This window comes from Nocardioides marinquilinus (genome assembly GCF_039543705.1).
GTDB lineage: Bacteria > Actinomycetota > Actinomycetes > Propionibacteriales > Nocardioidaceae > Nocardioides > Nocardioides marinquilinus.
Genome location: NZ_BAABKG010000005.1, coordinates 1 through 19032, shown reverse-complemented (window position 1 = coordinate 19032; position 19032 = coordinate 1). Strand labels below are relative to the sequence as shown.

General features: G+C 75.1%; 17 protein-coding genes and 1 tRNA gene. 8 read left to right on the top strand and 10 right to left on the bottom strand.

Translation table 11 applies throughout. The annotated features are described in order from the left end of the window. Positions 1-52 precede the first annotated feature (52 nt). The 4 genes from ABEA04_RS17965 to ABEA04_RS17950 form a co-directional block, all read right to left on the bottom strand. Positions 53-1243 carry a PQQ-dependent sugar dehydrogenase gene (locus tag ABEA04_RS17965; RefSeq protein WP_345461864.1) on the bottom strand — a complete coding sequence of 397 codons (1191 nt, stop codon included), beginning with the start codon at positions 1241-1243 and terminating at the stop codon, positions 53-55. Then, entirely contained in the window at positions 1240-2163 is a 924-nt protein-coding gene (locus tag ABEA04_RS17960) for an alpha/beta fold hydrolase (protein WP_345461861.1), read from the bottom strand. The genes ABEA04_RS17965 and ABEA04_RS17960 overlap by 4 nt, the downstream gene beginning before the upstream one ends. Before the next feature lie 69 nt (positions 2164-2232). Then, a complete protein-coding gene (locus ABEA04_RS17955; RefSeq protein ID WP_345461858.1) occupies positions 2233-2496 on the bottom strand; it encodes a hypothetical protein in 264 nt (87 codons plus the stop codon). Between the two features lie 275 nt (positions 2497-2771). Next, positions 2772-3641, bottom strand: a complete 870-nt coding sequence (locus tag ABEA04_RS17950; protein ID WP_345461856.1) for an EamA family transporter — start codon at positions 3639-3641, stop codon at positions 2772-2774. Between the two features lie 64 nt (positions 3642-3705). On the opposite strand from ABEA04_RS17950, the gene ABEA04_RS17945 reads away from it, so the two are divergent. Together ABEA04_RS17945 and ilvD are read left to right on the top strand one after the other, a co-directional pair. After that, positions 3706-4173 carry an SRPBCC family protein gene (locus tag ABEA04_RS17945; protein ID WP_345461853.1) on the top strand — a complete coding sequence of 156 codons (468 nt, stop codon included), beginning with the start codon at positions 3706-3708 and terminating at the stop codon, positions 4171-4173. Between the two features lie 32 nt (positions 4174-4205). Further along, positions 4206-5900 carry a dihydroxy-acid dehydratase gene (ilvD, locus tag ABEA04_RS17940; RefSeq protein ID WP_345461850.1) on the top strand — a complete coding sequence of 565 codons (1695 nt, stop codon included), beginning with the start codon at positions 4206-4208 and terminating at the stop codon, positions 5898-5900. Between the two features lie 392 nt (positions 5901-6292). Here ilvD and ABEA04_RS17935 read toward each other — a convergent pair whose 3' ends face one another. Beyond that, positions 6293-7486 carry a GNAT family N-acetyltransferase gene (locus ABEA04_RS17935; RefSeq protein ID WP_345461847.1) on the bottom strand — a complete coding sequence of 398 codons (1194 nt, stop codon included), beginning with the start codon at positions 7484-7486 and terminating at the stop codon, positions 6293-6295. Positions 7487-7649: 163 nt separating this feature from the next. Between ABEA04_RS17935 and ABEA04_RS17930 the strand changes: the two genes are divergently transcribed. After that, complete coding sequence (locus tag ABEA04_RS17930) at positions 7650-9233, top strand: LCP family glycopolymer transferase (RefSeq protein ID WP_345461844.1); 1584 nt, start codon at positions 7650-7652, stop codon at positions 9231-9233. Positions 9234-9724: 491 nt separating this feature from the next. Here ABEA04_RS17930 and ABEA04_RS17925 read toward each other — a convergent pair. Both ABEA04_RS17925 and ABEA04_RS17920 read right to left on the bottom strand, forming a co-directional pair. Then, positions 9725-9801: transfer RNA gene (locus tag ABEA04_RS17925), tRNA-Ile, on the bottom strand. Positions 9802-9989: 188 nt separating this feature from the next. Then, a complete protein-coding gene (locus ABEA04_RS17920; RefSeq protein ID WP_345461841.1) occupies positions 9990-10751 on the bottom strand; it encodes a hypothetical protein in 762 nt (253 codons plus the stop codon). A 136-nt stretch (positions 10752-10887) separates the two neighbouring features. Between ABEA04_RS17920 and ABEA04_RS17915 the strand changes: the two genes are divergently transcribed. From ABEA04_RS17915 to ABEA04_RS17905, 3 genes are read left to right on the top strand one after another with little or no spacing between them, the layout of a single operon-like run. Then, positions 10888-11583: a response regulator transcription factor gene (locus ABEA04_RS17915; protein WP_345461838.1), complete on the top strand. Its 696-nt coding sequence runs from the start codon at positions 10888-10890 to the stop codon at positions 11581-11583. After that, positions 11580-13070 carry a sensor histidine kinase gene (locus ABEA04_RS17910; protein ID WP_345461836.1) on the top strand — a complete coding sequence of 497 codons (1491 nt, stop codon included), beginning with the start codon at positions 11580-11582 and terminating at the stop codon, positions 13068-13070. The genes ABEA04_RS17915 and ABEA04_RS17910 overlap by 4 nt, the downstream gene beginning before the upstream one ends. Before the next feature lie 4 nt (positions 13071-13074). After that, on the top strand, positions 13075-13860 hold the full coding sequence (locus tag ABEA04_RS17905; RefSeq protein ID WP_345461834.1) for a TVP38/TMEM64 family protein: 786 nt from the start codon (positions 13075-13077) through the stop codon (positions 13858-13860). Here the strand turns inward: ABEA04_RS17905 and ABEA04_RS17900 are convergent. The 3 genes from ABEA04_RS17900 to ABEA04_RS17890 are packed head-to-tail and all read right to left on the bottom strand — an operon-like array spanning position 13857 to position 16273. Next, positions 13857-14345, bottom strand: coding sequence for a ribonuclease H family protein (locus ABEA04_RS17900; RefSeq protein ID WP_345461832.1), 489 nt, complete (start codon positions 14343-14345; stop codon positions 13857-13859). The genes ABEA04_RS17905 and ABEA04_RS17900 overlap by 4 nt on opposite strands. Then, positions 14342-14746: an Hpt domain-containing protein gene (locus tag ABEA04_RS17895; RefSeq protein WP_345461830.1), complete on the bottom strand. Its 405-nt coding sequence runs from the start codon at positions 14744-14746 to the stop codon at positions 14342-14344. Before ABEA04_RS17895 ends, ABEA04_RS17900 begins: the two co-directional genes overlap by 4 nt. Positions 14747-14779: 33 nt before the next feature. Then, positions 14780-16273 carry a serine/threonine-protein kinase gene (locus tag ABEA04_RS17890; protein ID WP_345461828.1) on the bottom strand — a complete coding sequence of 498 codons (1494 nt, stop codon included), beginning with the start codon at positions 16271-16273 and terminating at the stop codon, positions 14780-14782. A gap of 117 nt (positions 16274-16390) precedes the next feature. Here ABEA04_RS17890 and tyrS point away from each other — a divergent pair, with 117 nt between their 5' ends. Together tyrS and ABEA04_RS17880 are read left to right on the top strand one after the other, a co-directional pair. Then, a complete protein-coding gene (gene tyrS / locus ABEA04_RS17885) occupies positions 16391-17662 on the top strand; it encodes a tyrosine--tRNA ligase (RefSeq protein ID WP_345461826.1) in 1272 nt (423 codons plus the stop codon). A 23-nt stretch (positions 17663-17685) separates the two neighbouring features. Beyond that, positions 17686-18726, top strand: a complete 1041-nt coding sequence (locus ABEA04_RS17880) for an alpha-hydroxy acid oxidase (protein ID WP_345461823.1) — start codon at positions 17686-17688, stop codon at positions 18724-18726. The last annotated feature ends 306 nt before the right edge of the window (positions 18727-19032 follow it).

Genomic DNA, 19032 nt, shown 5'->3' with positions numbered 1-19032 from the left:
GAAGGGCCCACGGACCCTGAGCCTGTCGAAGGGCCCCGACGCACCCTCGACGCTAGGGCCGCACCTGCAGGATCCGGTCGTCCCCGTCAGCCGGGTCGCCGCGGCCGTCACGGTTCGACGTCGTCACCCACAGCGTCCCGTCGGGCGCGACGGCGACGGTGCGCATCCGCCCGTACTTCCCGACGAAGAACGACTCGGGGTCGACCGCGCGGCGTCCGTCGACGGTGACCCGCCACAGCCGCTCGCCCTGCAGGGCCGCCATCCACAGCGCGCCGTCGGCGTAGGCCAGCCCCGACGGGGAGGCGTCGGACGTCGGCCACACCTGCTGCGGGTCGACATACTGCGGCCCGCCGCCCTCGCCCTCGACCGCGGGCCAGCCGTAGTCGCCGCCGGCCTCGATGCGGTTCAGCTCGTCGAAGGCGTCCTGGCCGAACTCCGAGGACCACAGCGTGCCGGCGTCGTCGAAGGCCAGGCCCTGCACGTTGCGGTGGCCGTAGGAGAAGACGGGGGAGTCGAACGGGTTGCCCGGTGCCGGGTCGCCCTCCGGCGTCAGCCGCAGCACCTTGCCGCCGAGCGAGTCGCGGTCGGGGGCCAGCGACGGCTCACCCGACTCGCCGGTCGAGACGTAGAGCAGCCCGTCGGGGCCGAACTCGAGCCGGCCGCCGTCGTGGATGAACCCGTTGGGGATGCCGTCGAGCAGCACCTCCGGCTCGCCGAGCCGGTCGCCGTCCAGCCTCGCCCGCACGACCCGGTTGTCCGTCGCGGTGGTCAGGTAGAGGTAGACCCAGCGGTCCTGCTCGAAGTCGGGCGAGAGCGCCACGCCGAGCAGGCCGTTCTCGGCCCCGCCGCCGTCGGGCGCGGCCTCCTCGACGACGCCGAGCTCGGTCACCTCGCCGTCGGGGCTGACCCGCAGCACGCGGCGGCTGTCGCGCTCGGTGACGATCGCGTCGCCGTCGGCGAAGAAGTCCAGGCCCCACGGCGCCGCGAGCCCGGTGACCACGGTCGAGACCACCTCGGGCGGGCCGTCGGGCTGCGCGGACGACGACGGCGCCTCGCTCGACGGCTCGTCGGACGGCGTCGGCTCGGCCGAGGTCGACCCCGACGGGTCCGGGGCGGCCGACGTCCCCTCCGACGACGGCGACGACGACGGTGAGCCGCCGGCGTCGCCCTCGTCGTCCCCGCCGCACGCGGCGAGCGCCGCGGCGAGGCCGAGCGCGGTGGTCGCCGCGGCGAGCCGCCTCACGACGCGACCCGGTCGAGGAAGCGCAGCAGCAGCTCGTGCACCTGCTCGGGCTGCTCCATCGGCAGGAAGTGGCTGCCGCGCAGCTCGACGTACTCGCCGTCGGCCATGCGCTCGGCGGCGGTGGCCATGTCACGGGCGCCGGCGAGCACGTCCCAGCGGCCGGCCACGAACATGGCGGGTGCGGTCACCGAGCTCAACGAGACCCGTGCGTGCCGCGAGGTGCTGAGCGCGAGGTGGAAGTACCAGTCGATCGGGGTGGTGAGGAACTCCGCCACGGCGCGCGCCGCGTTCTCGGGGTCCTCGACCGGCAGCATGAAGCCGGAGTGCGACAGCGCGGCGATGAACTTCGGCCCGACCGGCAGCCGGCGGGCGATCGGCGTCAGCACGCCGCCGCCCACGCTGAGCATGCGCGAGGCGTTGACGGTCAGGGCGCGGGCCACGGCGTGGGGCAGGTGCAGCGCGCCGAGCATGGTGGCGAAGGTGTCGCCGGGCACGCCGGCGACGGCGAACAGCCCCGCCACCCGCTCGGGGTTGCGCACGGCCAGCTCGAACATCGTGTTGACGCCCATCGACCAGCCCATGAGCACGGCGCGCTCGACGCCGAAGTGGTCCATGACCGACAGGCCGTCCTGCACGAAGTGCGCGATCTCGACGTGGCTCGGGTCGCGCGGCCGGTCCGACCCGCCGACACCGCGGTGGTTCCACGACACGATGCGCACGCCGCAGTCGGGCTCGAGCAGGGCCGGCCAGCACCAGGGGTTGGTGCCGAGGCCGTTGCACAGCACGACGGTCGGGCCGTCGATGGCGCCGTGCGGGTCGTTGGTCCAGGCGCGCAGCGTGGTGCCGTCGTCGGAGCGGACGTCGCGGAAGACCGGACCGGACGCCGTGCTCTCGCGGGACGCCGGGGCTGAGGTCGACATGGCGGTCATCCTGCCCCACCGGCCCAGGACGATGCCGCCGTCGCGCGGTCGGGCCCCCCGGTCAGTCGGTCAGCGGCCGTCGGCGACGGCCGGCAGCACGACCACCGGGGGCGACACCGGCGCGTCGTCCGTCAGGTCGACGGCGTCCGGCGCGTCGGCGTCGTCGCCGGCGAGGTAGTCGGCGACGTCCTCGCGCTCGATGCGGCGCTGCGCGCACGCGGTGGCGGCGACCATCGCGTTGCGTCGCGCGACCTGCTGCGAGGCGACGGGCCAGTCGTGCAGGCGCCGGACCAGCACGCGCAACGGCGAGGTCAACGGCGGGGTCCCGAGCATGACGACGACGCTACGCCGCCGGAGCCGTCGGCGACATGGGCCTCGCGTGACATTCGTGTGAACTGAGCCTGAGACTCCTGCGCCCGCACCACCCACCGATGGTCGGGCAGGCCGAGCGCCCGCGCGAGGCGGTCGTCGAGACCACCGGGCGCTCGCGGGGAACGCCCCGCACGAGTCCCCCGACGATGGTCGAGGTGCGAGGAGCCCCGGCGACGAGCCTCGAAACCCCGCACGGACGACGCCGACCCGACCCGTCGTCCACCACCGACGACGTCTCAGTCCGGCACCGGGGCGACCACGGCCGCCGCCCGCCGCGTCGCCCCGACGCTGGCCACCACGACGCACGCGACGGCCAGCCACTGCAGGGGCTGCAGCGTCTCGCCGACGACCGCGATGCCGGCCAGCGCCGCGGCGGCCGGCTCCAGGCTCATCAGGATGCCGAAGACCGCCGGGCTCATCGTGCGCAGCGCGACCAGCTCGCAGCTGTAGGGCACCACCGAGCTGAGCAGCGCCACGAGGGCGCCGAGGAGCAGCACGCGGGGGTCGGCCAGGCCCGCGCTGTCGGCCACCAGCAGGGCCGGCGCCAGCAGCAGCGCCGCCACCCCGCTGGCCAGGGCGAGGCCGTCGAGGCCCTCGAGCCGCCGTCCGACCGCGCCCGAGAGCAGGATGTAGCCCGCCCACATCAGGCCGGCGAGCGCCGCCAGCAGGACGCCGACGAGGTCGAGGTCGGCCCGCTCGGCACCGAGCAGCACCACCCCGAGCGCGGCCAGCCCGGCCCACACCAGGTCGCGGGCCCGCCGCGAGCCGAGCAGCGCCACGGTGAGCGGGCCGACGAACTCGATGGTGACCGCGATGCCGAGCGGGATGCGCGCGAACGACTGGTAGATCGCCCAGTTCATGGTGGCCAGGCAGGCGCCGAAGCCCGCCACCACCAGCCAGTCGCGGCCCGCGAGCCCGCGCAGCCGCGGCCGCGTCAGCGCCAGCAGCACCAGCGCACTGACGGCGAGCCGCAGCCACACCAGCGCCGTCGGGCCGACCTCGTCGAAGAGCGTCTTGGCCACCGCGGCACCGACCTGCAGCGTCGTGATCCCCAGCAGCACCAGCACGACCGGCGGCGGCGTCACGGACGCGACGGGGGATCGCACCTGCGCAGGCTAGTGAGGCCCCGGCCGTCACCCGAGCGGGTGAGGGCTGTGCCACGATGCCGCGGTGGCGACGACGTTCTCCGTCAGCCGGTCGGCCACGATCGACGCCGACCCGGCTCTGGTGCACCGCCTGGTCGACGACCTCCGCGAGTGGCGCTCGTGGTCGCCCTGGGAGGACGCCGACCCCCACCTCGAGCGCAGCTACACCGGCCCCGAGCGCGGCGTCGGCGCCCGGTACGCGTGGTCGGGCAACCGCCGGGCCGGGCGGGGCTCGATGGAGATCACCGGATCGACGCCCGAGCAGGTCGACCTGCTGCTCGTGCTCAAGCGGCCGTTCCGCGCCACCGACCAGGCGGTCTTCCGGCTGCTGCCCCGCCGGGGCGGCACCGAGGTGACCTGGCGGACGACGGGCCGCCGCACCGGCGTCCTCGGTGTCCTCGGTGTCCTCGGCCGCGTGGTGCCGGTCGACCGCGTCCTCGGACGCGACGTCGAGCGCGGTCTGGCGCGTCTCACCGAGGTCGCCGAGGCCTGAGCCCGCCGCCGGCCCGCCGTATCCTCGACCGGGTGACGAGCCCGGCCGACCGCCCCGACCAGCCCGACATCAAGCCCCGCTCGCGCGACGTCACCGACGGCCTCGAGCGGGCCGCGGCCCGCGGCATGCTCCGCGCGGTCGGCATGGACGACGACGACTTCGCCAAGCCGCAGATCGGCGTCGCCTCGTCGTGGAACGAGATCACGCCCTGCAACCTCTCGCTGCAGCGTCTGGCCCAGGCGGTGAAGAACGGCGTCCACGCCGCCGGCGGGTACCCGCTCGAGTTCGGCACCATCTCGGTCTCCGACGGCATCTCGATGGGCCACGAGGGCATGCACTTCTCCCTCGTCAGCCGCGAGGTCATCGCCGACTCGGTCGAGACGGTGATGATGGCCGAGCGCCTCGACGGCTCGGTGCTGCTGGCCGGCTGCGACAAGTCGCTGCCCGGCATGATGATGGCCGCCGCCCGCCTCGACCTCGCCGCCGTCTTCCTCTACGCCGGCTCGATCATGCCGGGGCAGGTCGACGGCAACGACGTCACCATCATCGACGCCTTCGAGGCCGTCGGCGCCTGCCTGGCCGGCAAGATCAGCCGCGAGGAGGTCGACCGCATCGAGCGGGCGATCTGCCCCGGCGAGGGCGCCTGCGGCGGCATGTACACCGCCAACACCATGGCCGCCGTCGCCGAGGCGATCGGCATGTCGCTGCCCGGCTCGGCCGCGCCGCCGGCGGTCGACCGCCGCCGCGACGGGTTCGCCCACCGCTCCGGCGAGGCCGTCGTCGAGCTGCTGCGCCGCGGCATCACCGCGCGCCAGATCATGACCCGCGAGGCCTTCGAGAACGCGATCACCGTCGTGATGGCGCTCGGCGGCTCCACCAACGCCGTCCTGCACCTGCTGGCGATGGCCCGCGAGGCCGACGTAGAGCTGACCCTCGACGACTTCAACCGCATCGGCGACAAGGTGCCGCACCTCGGCGACCTCAAGCCGTTCGGCCGCTACGTGATGAACGACGTCGACAAGATCGGCGGCATCCCGGTCGTGATGAAGGCGCTGCTCGACGCGGGCCTCATGCACGGTGACTGCCTCACCGTCACCGGCCGCACGATGGCCGAGAACCTCGAGGCGCTCGCGCCGCCGGCGCTCGACGACGACGTCCTGCGCTCCCTCGACCGCCCCATCCACGCCACCGGCGGCCTCACCATCCTCAAGGGCTCGCTCGCCCCCGACGGCGCGGTGGTGAAGTCGGCCGGCTTCGACGAGTCGGTCTTCCGCGGCACCGCGCGCGTCTTCGACGGCGAGCGCGCCGCCATGGACGCCCTCGCCGCGGGCCGCATCGTCGCCGGCGACGTCGTCGTCATCCGCTACGAGGGCCCCAAGGGCGGCCCCGGCATGCGCGAGATGCTCGCCATCACCGGCGCCATCAAGGGGGCCGGTCTCGGCAAGGACGTCCTGCTCCTCACCGACGGCCGGTTCTCCGGCGGGACGACGGGCCTCTGCGTCGGCCACGTCGCTCCCGAGGCCGTGGACGGCGGCCCCATCGCCTTCGTCCGCGACGGCGACCCCATCACCCTCGACGTCCTCAACCGCTCCCTCGAGGTCGAGATCCCCGACCTCGAGGACCGCAAGGTCGGCTGGGAGCCCCTGCCCCCCAAGTACACCCGCGGCGTCCTCGGCAAGTACGCCAAGATCGTCGCCTCCGCCGCCCACGGCGCCGTCACCGGCTGACCACCCACGCTGCGCGAGGCCGTCGTCGAGACCACCGGCCTCACGCACCCAGCCCCACCACACGGACCCTGAGCTCGTCGAAGGGCCCCTACGCAAGCTGCACGCGGTGGTCGCTGGGCGCTTCCGATGGTCGAGGTGCGAGGAGCCCCGGCGACGAGCCTCGAGACCTCGCAAGGTCCACGGGGTCGGAACCACACGGACCCCAACGACGGTCGAGCAGGCCGAGCGCCTGCGCGAGGCCGTCGTCGAGACCACCGGTCGTCCGCGCGAACGTTCGCGTGCGACCTACCGGCGTCTCGACACGCCGGTTCACGGCCTTCGCGGGCTCAGGCCGTGACGGCTCGCTCGACGACCGTCAGTCGGCGCCGACCTCGTGCCCCGGACGGCACCGACTAGAAGTAGTCGCGGGTGTGGACCGGCCGCCCACCGAGGACGACGTCGAGCAGGCGGTCGTGCTCGTCCGGGCCGGTGAGGTGGCCGGCCAGCCGCAGGTTGCCGCAGGACTGCACGCCGGCGAAGGCGAGGGCGAGGCCCTGCGGCGTGAAGGTGGCGACGCCGTCGTCCGCACCGGACGACGTCCGCTCGCACCGGCCCGGACCGTCGCCGAGTACGAGGCGGTAGGTGCCCTCGGCCGAGCCGAGCCGGTCGCCGGCCACCGCGAGGCCGACCTCGGTGCGCGCCAGGCCCGGCACCTCCAGCCGCGCCGCCGACAGCGCGCCGGCCGGGTCGCCGACCCGCAGCATGTAGGGGTGGCGCCCCACGACGTGCCACGTCGACGTCGGCAGCACCAGCCGGGCCGGGTCCTCGCCCGAGGTCCGCAGCCGCACGCGGCCCACGACCGAGCCCGACGACCCGAGCATCCGCCACAGCGCGCGGTAGCCGTCGGCGGTGAGCGCGACGAGGTCCCACACCTCGATCACCGACTCGGTGGGGTCGTAGCCCCGGCCGCGGTCCCACGACGCGTAGCCGACGACCCGGTCGCCCTCGACCGCCAGTGTGTACGCCGTCACCTCGCCCAGCACCTCCGCGTCGGGCTCGGCGAAGCGCGGGCCGGTGCGGGTCAGCGGACCGTTCTGCTGCGCGGCCCACGCCGCGTAGGTCTCCCGCACGGCAGGCAGGTCCTCGACCGTCGCGCGGCGCAGCGTGGTCGTGGCCGGCGGCCGCACGGCGGCCAGCTCGGCCGAGGCGAGCTCGACCGTGTCGTAGGACCCGATCAGCTCGTAGCCGAGCGAGCGGTAGATGCCGTTGGCGGTCGGGTACAGCGTCGAGAGGACGTCGCCGCGCTCGGCCGCCGCGCCCAGTGCCGCCTCGAAGAGCGGTCGCAGCAGGCCGCGCCCGCGCTGCTCGGGCGCGACGGCCACGCTGGCGACCCCGGCGGTGCGCAGCCGCTGCCCGTGCCACCACGACTCGAGGTCGAGGGTCGCCACCCGCGCGAGCAGCCGGTCGCCGTCCCAGGCGCCCCAGACCTCACGGCCGGCCGGCCACGTGGACGGCGGGTCGGGCACCTCGGGCGGCGCACCGAAGGCCTCGACGGCCATCCGGTAGGAGGGCACGTGGTCGTCGAGCGTCAACCGGCGGATGTCCACGCCCCGTGGTCTACCGGTGCGGCCCTGCCGCTGTCGACCGGGTCGGGCCGCGCGTCCCGGCCGTCGCGACGGATCGGCCGGGTCACCCGCCCAGGGTTATCCTGTGGCGCCGGCCGCCCCGTGACGGTGCCGCCGCGCTCGAGCCCGAACCCTGCCGAGACCGATGAGGACTCCCCGCCGCATGTCCAACGAGGTGCTGGACACCACCGACGACGCCCCGCGTCGTCCGGGCGGACGTCGTCGCGCCGCGCGGTCGGCCCGGTTCCGCATCGGACGCCGCCGGGGCGGCGCACGCCGCGCGGCCCGCGAGCACCGCCGGGCCCACGGCCTGCCGGGCACGCTCGGCCTCACCGCGCTGGGCGCGTTCGTCCCCGGCTCCGGCTACCTCTACTCCGGGCGCAAGGCGCTCGGCGTCGCCGTCCTGGGCGTCTGGCTGGCCGGCGTCGCGGCGCTGCTGTGGTACTTCGGCCGCGGCATCGACGCCACCCTCGACCTCGCCTTCGACCCCACCCGCACCCGCATCGCCGCGGTGCTGCTCGGCACGGTCCTGCTGGTCTGGGCGTTCGTCGTCCTCACCTCGCACCGGCTGGTGCGCCACCGCTCGCGGCCGCGCTGGCACACCGCCGTCGGCTGGACGACGTCGCTGGTGCTGGTCGCCGTCGGCGCCGCGCCGGTGCTGGTCGCCGCCCGCTACGCGATGGCCACCGCCGACACGGTCGAGAACGTGCTCGACGAGAGCCCGAACAGCGCCACCATCCCCGAGATGGCCACCGAGGACGACCCGTGGGCGGGGGAGAAGCGCGTCAACGTGCTGCTGCTCGGCGGCGACGGCGGCAAGGGCCGCACCGGCGTGCGCACCGACACCGTCATCCTCGCCAGCATCGACACCGAGACCGGCCGCACGGTGCTGTTCAGCCTGCCGCGCAACATGCAGGGCGCGGAGTTCCCCGAGGACAGCCCGCTGCACGACGTCTACCCCGACGGCTACCGCACCGGCATGGGCGACGACGCCTACGACATGCTCAACGCGATCTACGGCCAGGTGCCGCAGACCCACCCGGGCATCCTCGGCGACAGCGACAACGAGGGTGCGGACGCCGTCAAGCAGGCCGTCGAGGGCAGCCTCGGCATCCCCGTCGACTACTACCTGCTGGTCAATCTCGCCGGCTTCCAGGACGTCGTCGACGCGCTCGGCGGCATCACCGTCAACGTGAACGAGCCGGTGGCGATCAACGGCGACACCGACCGCGGCATCCCGCCCACCGGCTACATCGAGCCCGGGCCCGAGCAGCACCTCGACGGCTTCCACGCGCTGTGGTTCGCCCGCGGCCGCTACGGCTCCGACGACTACGCCCGCATGGACCGCCAGCGCTGCACGATCGACGCGATGATCGACGCCGCCGACCCCTCGACCATCCTCACCCGCTACCTCGACATCCTCCAGGCGGGCGAGGAGATCGTCTACACCGACATCCCCCGCGCCCTCGGCAAGCCGTTCGTCAAGCTGCTGCTGAAGGTCAAGGAGGGCAAGGTCCGCTCGGTCGTCTTCCGCTCCTCCGACCAGTTCTCCTCGGCCGACCCCGACTTCGACTACATGCAGGACGTCGTCCAGAAGTCGCTGTACCCGAAGAAGCGCGAGCCCGGCACCCCCAAGCCCGACCGCCCCACCGAGAACCCCGTCGACGTCTGCGCCTACAACCCCGTCGACGGCGTCGAGACCGACTCCGACCTCTCCGCCTCCGACTGACCCTCTGGCGAAACCCGATCAGCCCGTCAGGACCCCACGGACCCTGAGCCTGTCGAAGGGCCCCTCGCCCCACGGATCCTGGCGCTGGTCGAGGTGCGAGGAGCCCCGGGACCCGCCTAAGCGACCTCGCCAGCCGCCCTCACGGACCCTGAGCCTGTCGAAGGGCCAAGTCGCCCCCCGGGCCTCTGACGCTGGTCGAGGTGCGAGGAGCCCCGGCGACGAGCCTCGAGACCGCCCGAGCGACCTCGTCAGCCCGCCCCCACGGACGCTGAGCCCGTCGAAGGCATCGAGCCCAGGTCCGGTGGTCGAGCAGGCCGAGCCCCTGGGCGAGGCCGTCGTCGAGACCCGCAGGCGACCTCGCCGACCCGCCCCCACGGACCCTGAGCCTGTCGAAGGGCCTGCGCGACCCGCACGAGCTCGAGCTGCGGGCTGGCAGGGGACGACGCGGAGCGAGGTGCAGGCCCACCGCGTCGGCGACGAGGTGGGCCGGGTGGTAGGGCGGGTGGGGCTCGAACCCACGACCCAAGGATTATGAGTCCTCTGCTCTGACCGACTGAGCTACCGCCCCGCTGCTGTCCCAGGCGACCCGCCGTGAGCGGCACCTGCGGCGCGGCCGTGCGGACCGCCCCGGGGCAGCTTGCCGGGTCTGCCGCGTGCTGGCGCAGCACGACCCGGACACCGCCGACCCTAGCGGTCGACGACCCCGCCCGGCCGTCCCAGGAGGGCGGGGTGCCGGCTCGGACGACGCCCGACCGGTCAGGACGCCAACGGCGGCGTCGGCGCGGCGTCGTTGCTCGGCGCCTGGGGCGCCTCGGCCCGGGGTGCGTCGCCGGGGGCGGGGGCGGCCGGTGCGCACCCCGGGTCCGCGGGACCCACCGGCGCGCCCGGGCCCGGGCCGGCCGGGGCAGGGCCCGCCGTCCCGCCGTCCTCACCGGACGGAGGTGCCGGTGCGTCACCGGACGGCGGCACCGGTGCGTCGCCCGACGGAGGTGCCGGTGCGTCACCCGACGGCGGCTCGGGTGCGTCGTCGCCGGACGGCGGCTGGGGTGCGTCACCGGCCGGCGGGGCCGGCGCCTCACCGGGCTGGGGCGCCTCGCCGTCCGCAGGGGGCGCCGGGGGAGCCGGCGGAGCCGGGCACCCGTCGTCCGCGCCCTCGTCGGACGGCGTGCCCGAGCGCTCGCTCGTGGTGCCGCCGGTGTCGGCAGGGCCCGCCTGCCCGCCGTCGTCCGCGGCCGTCGGGTCCGACCCGGCCACGGCGGCCGACGCGCTCCTCAGGGTCGTGGCGTCACCACCGTCGTTGCCGTCGGCGAGCGCCGGCAGGCTTAGCGCGAGCACCGTCGCCGCGACGGCGCCGGCGGCCAGTCCCGCGAGCAGCCGTCGCCGCGGGCGGCCCGGCCGCCGCAGCACCACCGTGTCCTGCCGGTCGGGGTCGGGCGCCGCACCGCGCAGGTCGAGCGGCTGGGTGTCGTCGTCGTGACGCTCGGGGTCGTGCCCGGGGCGCTGGAACGGGTTCGTCATCTGCTTCTCCTTCGTCTCCGGACGAGGTGGCTCGTCACGACGACCGTGACCGCCCGACCTGCGGGTCACCTGAAGACGGACGCCGGACGGCCGCTTCTTCAGGTCGTCTTCAGATCCGCCCGGGCACACTGAGGCCGTGCCGGCACCCGACCCCCGCTCCGCGCCCGTGCGCCTGTTGGTGGTCGAGGACGACGCCGCCATCCGCGACGCGCTGGAGCGCGCCTTCACCGCCGCCGGGTTCGCCGTCCGTGCGCGGGCGGACGGCGACGGGCTCGAGGCCGAGCTCGACGAGCACCGCCCCGCGCTGGTCGTCCTCGACTGGATGCTGCCCGGCCGCGACGGCCCCGAGCTCGTCGGCGTCGTCCGCCGCCGCAGCGACGCCGCGGTCGTCATGCTCACCGCCCGCGAGGCCGTCGAGGACCGGCTGCGCGGCTTCGACGTCGGGGTCGACGACTACCTCGCCAAGCCCTTCGTCATGGAGGAGCTCGTGGCCCGGGTCCGGGCCGTGCTGCGACGCCTCGGCGCCCTGCCCGGCCGCATCGAGGTCGACGACCTCGTGGTCGAGGAGGACGCCGGACGCGTCACCCGCGGCGGCCACGAGGTCACCCTCACCGCCACCGAGTTCCGGCTGCTCGTCTTCCTCGCCCGCCACCGCGACCGCGTGCTCTCGAACGCCCAGATCCTCAGCCAGGTCTGGGGCTACGACGAGTACGCCGACAACCTCGTGCAGGTGCACCTCTCGGCGCTGCGCCGCAAGCTCGAGGCGCACGGGCCCCGGCTCATCCAGACCGAGCGCGGGCTCGGCTACGTGCTTCGGGCGCCCCGCCGATGACCGCCACCGCACCCGACGGTCTGCGCACGCCGTCGCTGCGCCGCCGGGCCACCGTGGTCGTGGTGGTGCTCGTCGCCGCGCTGCTGGTCGTGCTCGTGGTCGCCACCGAGCTGGTGCTGCGCGAGCGTCTCGACGCGCAGCTGCGTCAACGGCTGGTTGACCGGGTCGGCGTCGCCGAGGCGCTCGTCGGCCAGGTCGACGACCGCGACCTCGCGCGACGGCTCGAGGGCCAGGGCGTCTCGGTCGTCATCGTGACGGCCGACGGCGCGACCTACGCGGAGGGCTCCCTGGCCGGTGCGCTCGGGGCCGGCGGCCCGGCGTCCGACCCGGCGGGCCCGAACGAGGGACCGGACGCGCCACCCGTCGGAGCCGACCCGCCCGGTCCGGCCCCGCCCGACCCGCCGGGCGCCGACCCCGAGGTGCAGGAGTCCGGTGACCTGCTCACCGTGAGCCGACGCCTGGACGACGGCAGCACGCTGCTCCTCGCGGCCGACGCGGGCGACGTCCGCGACACGGTCGCCGAGGTGCGGCTCGTGCTGCTCGTCGCGGCGGGACTCGTGCTGCTGCTCACCGCCGTCCTCGTGCCCCTGGTCGTCTCCGGCGCGCTGCGCCCGCTGCGCACCATCACCGGCGTCGCGCGCGACATCACCCGCGGCGACCGCGGACGCCGGCTCCGACCGGTCAGCCCGCACACCGAGCTCGGACGCACCGCCGTCGCCTTCGACGACATGCTCGACGAGGTCGTCGGCGCCGAGGAGCGGGCCGTGGCCTCTGAGGCCCGGTTGAGGTCGTTCCTCTCCGACGCCGCCCACGAGCTGCGGACGCCGGTCGCCGGCGTGCAGGCCACGGCCGAGCAGCTGCTGCGCGACGACCCGCCCCGCGCCGAGCGCGAGCAGGCGCTGCTCGCGCTCATCCGGGCCACGCGGCGGGCCGGCCGGCTGGTCGACGACCTGCTGCTGATGGCCCGCATCGACCGTGGGCTCGACCTGCAGCGGGCCGAGGTCGACCTCGCCGAGGTGGCCGACGAGGTCCTCGACGAGCGGCGCCACCGCCACCTGTCGGCCCGCCTGGTGCGCGAGGGCGGCCCCCTGCTCGTCGAGGGCGACCACGACCGGCTCGTCCAGGTCGTGGCCAACCTGGTCGACAACGCCCTGCAGGCCACGGGCGGCCAGGGCCAGGTGGTGGTGCGGCTCGACGCCGTGGACGACGGTGCCGCGCGGCTCGACGTCGCCGACGACGGCCCGGGCGTCCCGCCCGAGCAGCGCGAGCGCGTCTTCGAGCGGCTGGTCCGACTCGAGAACGGGCACGCACGCCCGGACGGCGCCGGCCTGGGTCTGCCGATCGCCCGCGGCATCGCCCGCTCGCACGGGGGCGACCTCGTCTGCCTGGCCGCGCCGTCCGGCGGCGCCCTGTTCCGGCTGACGCTGCCGCCGTCGTCCGCCGGGGTGGGTCCGACCGGCCCGGTCAGGCGCGTCCAGGCACACTGACGCCGTGCCGCCCGCCGACCCCCGCGCCGCCGCGCCGGCCACGCGCCCGACCGGCGGCCCGACCGGCGGCGTGGACGCGCCCGAGGACGCGGTCGTCCCGGTCGGGCGCCACCCCCGGCTGCGGCTGGCCCTGCTCGTCGTGGGGCTCGCGACCGGCATCCTGCTCTTCGCGGTCCTCGGCGTGGTCTCGGTCGCCGAGGTGCGCGACGCCGTCGAGGGCCTCGGTCCCGTCGCGCCGCTCGCCTTCGTCGTCGTCTCGGCCGTGCTGGCCGCCCTCCTGGTGCCCGGACCGCTGCTCGCGGCGGCCAGCGGCCTGCTGTTCGGCCCGGTGCTCGGCACCGTCGTCTCCCTGGCCGCCGCCGTCGGGACGTCGGTCATCGCGCTGCACCTGGGCCGCGCGGCGGGCCGGGACGGCGCCCGTGCCGTCCTCGGCCCGCGGCGCGCCGCCCTCAGCGAGGCGCTGCTCGAGCGGCGGGGGCTTGTCGCCGTCGTCGGTCAGCGGCTGCTGCCGCTCACGCCCGACGCCCCGCTGTCCTACGCCTTCGGCGCCCTCGGCGTGCGCACCTGGCAGATCGCGCTCGGCACCGTGCTCGGCGCGGCCCCGCGCGCCTTCGCCTACACCGCGCTCGGCGCCTCGCTCGACGACCCGTCCTCGCCGCTCGCGCTGGCCGGCATCGGGGCCTGGGTGGTGGTCACGGTCGCCGGCGCCGAGATCGGACGGCGCTGGTGGCGCGCCCGACGACGTCGCGCTCCCGGGGCCGAGGCCGAGCCCGACCGCGACTCCGCCTAGGCCTGGTGGCTCGCCGCGACGGCGAGCCGGTCGACCAGGTCGTTCATCGGGTGCCCGGAGTGCCCCTTCACCCAGGCGAAGGCCACCTGCTCGGCTGCGGCGCGCCCGCACACGGCGTCCACGAGCGGCTCCCACAGGTCGCGGTTGGCCACCGGCTTGCGGGCCGAGTTCGTCCAACCGCGGGCCTGCCAGCCGGCCCACCACCGGTCCCGGAAGCAGTTGACGACGTAGGTCGAGTCGCTGACCACGAGCAGCGGCCCGTCGAGGCGCGTGACGGCCTCGAGCACCGCCTGCACCTCCATGCGCTGGTTGGTCGTGGCCGGCGCGTGCCCGCTCGCGTGGTCGTCGGGCGAGAGCGCCCACGCCCAGCCGCCGGGGCCGGGGTTGCCGCGGCAGGCGCCGTCGGTGAAGACCTCGCGGGCGCCCACCGGCACCGCCATCGCGGGCGGCTTGGGACGCCGGGCCCGGGGCGCGCGACCCGTCACGACGCGTACGTCTCGCGGTAGCGCAGCAGCAGGGCGCGGGCCTCGGCCATCGCGTCGTCCAGCTCGGCCAGGTCGGCGTCGCGGACGGCGTCCTCCCGGTCGGCCGCGAGCTCGAGGCCCTGGGCCACCGACCCGGCGCGCCGGCAGCCGAGGTTGAGGGCGCTGCCCGCGATCTTGTGCGAGCGGGCCCGGACGACGACGCCGTCGCCCTCGGCCACGGCCGCCCGGATCGCCGCGACCGCGTCGGTCGAGGTCACCTGGAAGTTCGCGATGGCGCGGTCGAGGTAGCCGGTCTCGCCGGGGTCGAGGTCGCGCAGCGCGTCGAGCCGCTCGACGTCGAGGCCCTCGAGCCGGTCGAGGCCGTCGAGCACGGCGGAGGTGTGGGGGGTGCGGTCGGACATCGCCGCAGACCCTAACCCGCCCCGTGGGCCGGGTCAGGCAAGACCGGCGATGAGGAACCCGCCCTGCCCGTCCTCCTGCAGTCGCAGCGCGACCGCCTCGGTCTTCTTGCCCTGCCCGCGGAAGTTGTAGCGGTAGGTGTAGCGCACGACGAGGTCCTCGGGGTCGGCCTCGAACGAGAGCACCTTGGGGTTGGTGACGTTGCCCCAGAACTGGTCGTAGGCCGGGCTCTGCTCCTGGTACTCCGGCGTCAGCATCCGGAACCCGGCGGCCGGGTCGGTGCTGGCGGTCTCGACGTAGTTGACCACGAAGCTCTCCAGCTCGGCGTCGGTCGGCTCGGCGGGGCTCGGGCTGTCGCTGGTCGGTGGCGTGCCGTCGCTGCTGCCGGTGTCGGACGACGGCTCCGACGTCGCCGCGCCGGGGTCGGTCGCGGTGGGGTCCTGAGGGTCGTCCTGCAGCAGCAGGACGACGATGGCCGCCACCAGCGCGAGCACGAGGCCGCCGATGATCGCCGGCAGCACGCGCGAGCGGCGGCGTCCACCGGACGGCGTGGGGGCCGGTGTCGGGGCCGGCGTCGGGGCCGGTGTGGGAGCGGGCGTCGGCGCGGCAGCCGGCACGGGCGGCCGCGCCGGGGGCGGTGTCGGGGGAGGGCCGGCGGCCGGCATCGGCTGGGTCATCGGCGTGTCGTCGGCGACGGGCTCGGGGCGGGGTGCCGGCGCCGGCGCGGGCTCGCCCGGCCGCGCGCTGGTGACCATCTGCAGCACGCGCGCCACGTCGTCCATCGACCACCGGCGCCGCGGGTCGTGCGCCATGGTGGCCAGCAGCACCGGCTCCAGCTCGCCGGCGTCGTCGAGGCGCGGCGGCGGCTCGTTGACGATCTGGTAGAGCACCGCGAGCACGTTGTCGCCGACCTCGTACGGCGGGTGCCCGGCCAGCGCGTGGAACAGCGTCGCGCCGAGCGACCACACGTCGCTGGCGGCGGTGGCCTGCTTGCCCTGGGCGACCTCCGGCGAGAGGTAGGACGGCGACCCGGTCACCAGCCCGGTCTGGGTCAGCGACGCGTCGGCCGCGGCGCGGGCGATGCCGAAGTCGGAGAGCTTCGCGTGGCCGTCCTCGGCCACGAGGATGTTGGAGGGCTTCACGTCGCGGTGCACCACGCCCTGCGCGTGCGCGGCGGCCAGTCCGAGCGCCACCTGCGAGAGCACGCGGCCGGTCTCGGCGTGCGAGAGCGCGCCCTGCTCGCGGATCAGCTGGGCCAGCGTGCGGCCCTCGACGTACTCCATGACCAGGTACTGCTGGTCGCCGTCGTCGACGAGGTCGTAGACGCCGACGACGTTGGGGTGGTTCAGGGACGCCGCGATGCGGGCCTCGCGCTCGGCGCGCAGCACGTCGGGGCTGGAGTCGCCGGGCGCGACGCCGACGCGCTTGACCGCCACGGCGCGGCCCAGCACGCGGTCGTGGCCGAGCCACACCGCGCCCATGCCGCCGCGACCGATCTCGCGCTCCAGCTCGTACCTGTCGTTGACCAACCCTCGCTCCTTCGACGTCGCCAACCTAGTGTCACCGGGGTGGGGCGACGGCCCGGCCGCGGGTCGGGCAGGCTTTCACCGTCCCGCCTCCGTCGACAACACCCGGAAAGGCTCGAAGTGACGGTCGACCCCTCGCTCCTCGACGACCTGCAGTGGCGCGGCCTCGTCGCGCACGCCACCGACCTCGACGCGCTGCGCGAGGCGCTCACGGCGGGCAGCGTGCGCTTCTACGTCGGCTTCGACCCCACCGCGCCGAGCCTGCACATGGGCAACCTCGTGCAGCTGATCACGGCCCGCCGCCTCCAGGACGCCGGCCACACGCCGTTCCTGCTCGTCGGCGGTGCCACCGGCATGATCGGCGACCCGAAGGACAGCGGCGAGCGCACGCTCAACACCGCCGAGACCGTGCGCGAGTGGACCGACCGCGTCCGGCGCCAGATCGAGCCGTTCCTGTCCTTCGAGGGTGACAACGCGGCCACGATGGTCAACAACCACGACTGGACGTCGCAGATGTCGGTCGTCGACTTCCTGCGCGACATCGGCAAGCACTTCCCGGTCAACCGCATGCTGGCCCGCGACACGGTGCGCCGCCGCCTCGAGTCGGGCATCAGCTACACCGAGTTCAGCTACGTGCTGCTGCAGTCGATGGACTACCTCACGCTCTTCCGCGAGCACGGCGTCGTCCTCCAGCACGGTGCCACCGACCAGTGGGGCAACATCACCGCCGGCGCCGAGTTGGTGCGCCGGGTCACGGGCGAGCAGGTCCACGCCTTCGTGACGCCGCTCGTCACCCGCGCCGACGGCACCAAGTACGGCAAGACCGAGGCCGGCGCGCTCTGGCTCGACCCGACGATGATGTCGCCCTACGCCTTCCACCAGTTCTGGCTCAACGCCGAGGACGAGAAGGTCGTCGAGTACCTCCGGCTGTTCACCTTCCTCTCCCGCGAGGAGATCGAGGCACTCGAGCAACGGCACGCCGAGGCGCCGTTCCGCCGGGAGGCGCAGCGGGCGCTGGCCGACGCCGTCACCACGTTCGTGCACGGTGAGCGCGAGACCGCCCAGGCCACCGCGGCCGCCGCGGCGCTGTTCGGCGGGGCCGACCTGACCGACCTCGACCCTGCCGTCCTCGGGGCCGCCCTCCGCGAGGCCGGCACCACCCGCGTGGAGCGGTCCGCGGGGATGCCGCGGGTGGCCGACCTGTTGCTCGAGAGCGGGCTGGTCGCCAGCCGCAGCGAGGCCCGCCGCGCCATCGGCGAGGGCGGGGCCTACCTGAACAACCGCCGCGTCGAGGACGCCGACGCCGAGGTCGTCGACGCCGACCTGATCGGTGGCTCCTGGCTGGTGCTGCGGCGCGGCAAGAAGCGGTTCGCCGGCGTCGAGGTCGTCTGAGGGTGTCCGACGACGCGCGTTGGGTGGCCGGACTCGAGGCCTGGGCGCGCGAGCGGCTGTCCGCCTCCGTCCTCGACTACGTCGTCCAAGGCGCTCGTGAGGGCACCTCGAGCGCCGAGGCGCCGGGGGCGTGGCGCGAGCACCGGCTGCTGCCCCACGTGCTGCGCGACACCACGACGGTCGACCCCGGCGTCGACCTGCTCGGACGACGCCACCCCCACCCGCTCGTCGTCGCGCCCACCACGCTGCACCGCGCGGTGCACCCCGACGGCGAGCTCGCCATGGCCCGGGCCGTCGCCTCCCACGACGGCTTGCTGGTCGTCTCGAGCAACGCCGGCACCCCGTTCGCCGCCATCGGCGCCACCGGGGTGCGCTGGTGGGTGCAGTGCTACCTGCCCGCCGACCGCCGCCTGGCCGAGCCGCTGCTCGACCGCGCCGTGGACGCCGGCGCCGGCGCCGTCGTCCTGACCGTCGACACCCCGGTGGTCGGCACGAAGTACGCCTCGCCGGGCGTCCCGGTGGTGTGGGACGAGGTCGACCCGGCCCTGCTGCGGGTCAACTTCGACGCCGGCTACGACGGTGCCCCCGGCTCCGAGAAGGCGCTCGACCTGGGCCCCGCCGACCTCGCCCGGCTCACCAAGCGCACCGGGCTCCCCGTGGTGGTGAAGGGGGTCCTCCGCCCGGACGACGCCCGCCTCGCCGTCGACGCCGGTGCCGCCGCCGTGTGGGTCTCCAACCACGGTGGCCGACAGCTCGACCGCGCCGTCCCCACGGCGCGCGCCCTCGCTCCGGTGGCCACCGCGGTGGGGGAGCGGGTGCCCGTGCTCGTCGACGGCGGCGTGCGCTCCGGGCTGGACGTCGTCACCGCGCTGGCCCTCGGGGCGAGCGCCGTGGCGCTCGGTCGGCTGCCCCTCTACGCGCTGTCCGGAGGGGAGGACGGCGTCACGCGCCTGCTCGGTGAGCTGCGCTCCCAGACCGTCGAGACGATGCGCCTGGCCGGTGCCCGCACCGCCGCGGAGACCCGCTCGCTGGTGGCGCCGACGCCTCTCTACGACGGGGTGTGATGGCGAAGGTGCCACCCGATTTTGTGCGTTCGCAGACCATCCCCTAGAGTTCTACTCGTCGCCACGGAGCGGCGGGAGACAAGGCCTGTGGCCGGGTCTCCGGCCCCGAAGGCGGCCGCTCGGGTCACCAGCTGGTGGCCCACAGCCCCGGCTGACGACCGAGAGGTCAACATCCGGGTGCGTCTGATGTTTGAGAACTCAACAGTGTGTTTGTCGATGGTTTTTTGTTTGTGGGCCTGTCGACTCTGATGATCGGTTCGTCTGCCTTGTTTGGTGGGGGTTCTGGTTGGATGGGTTTGTTGGGTT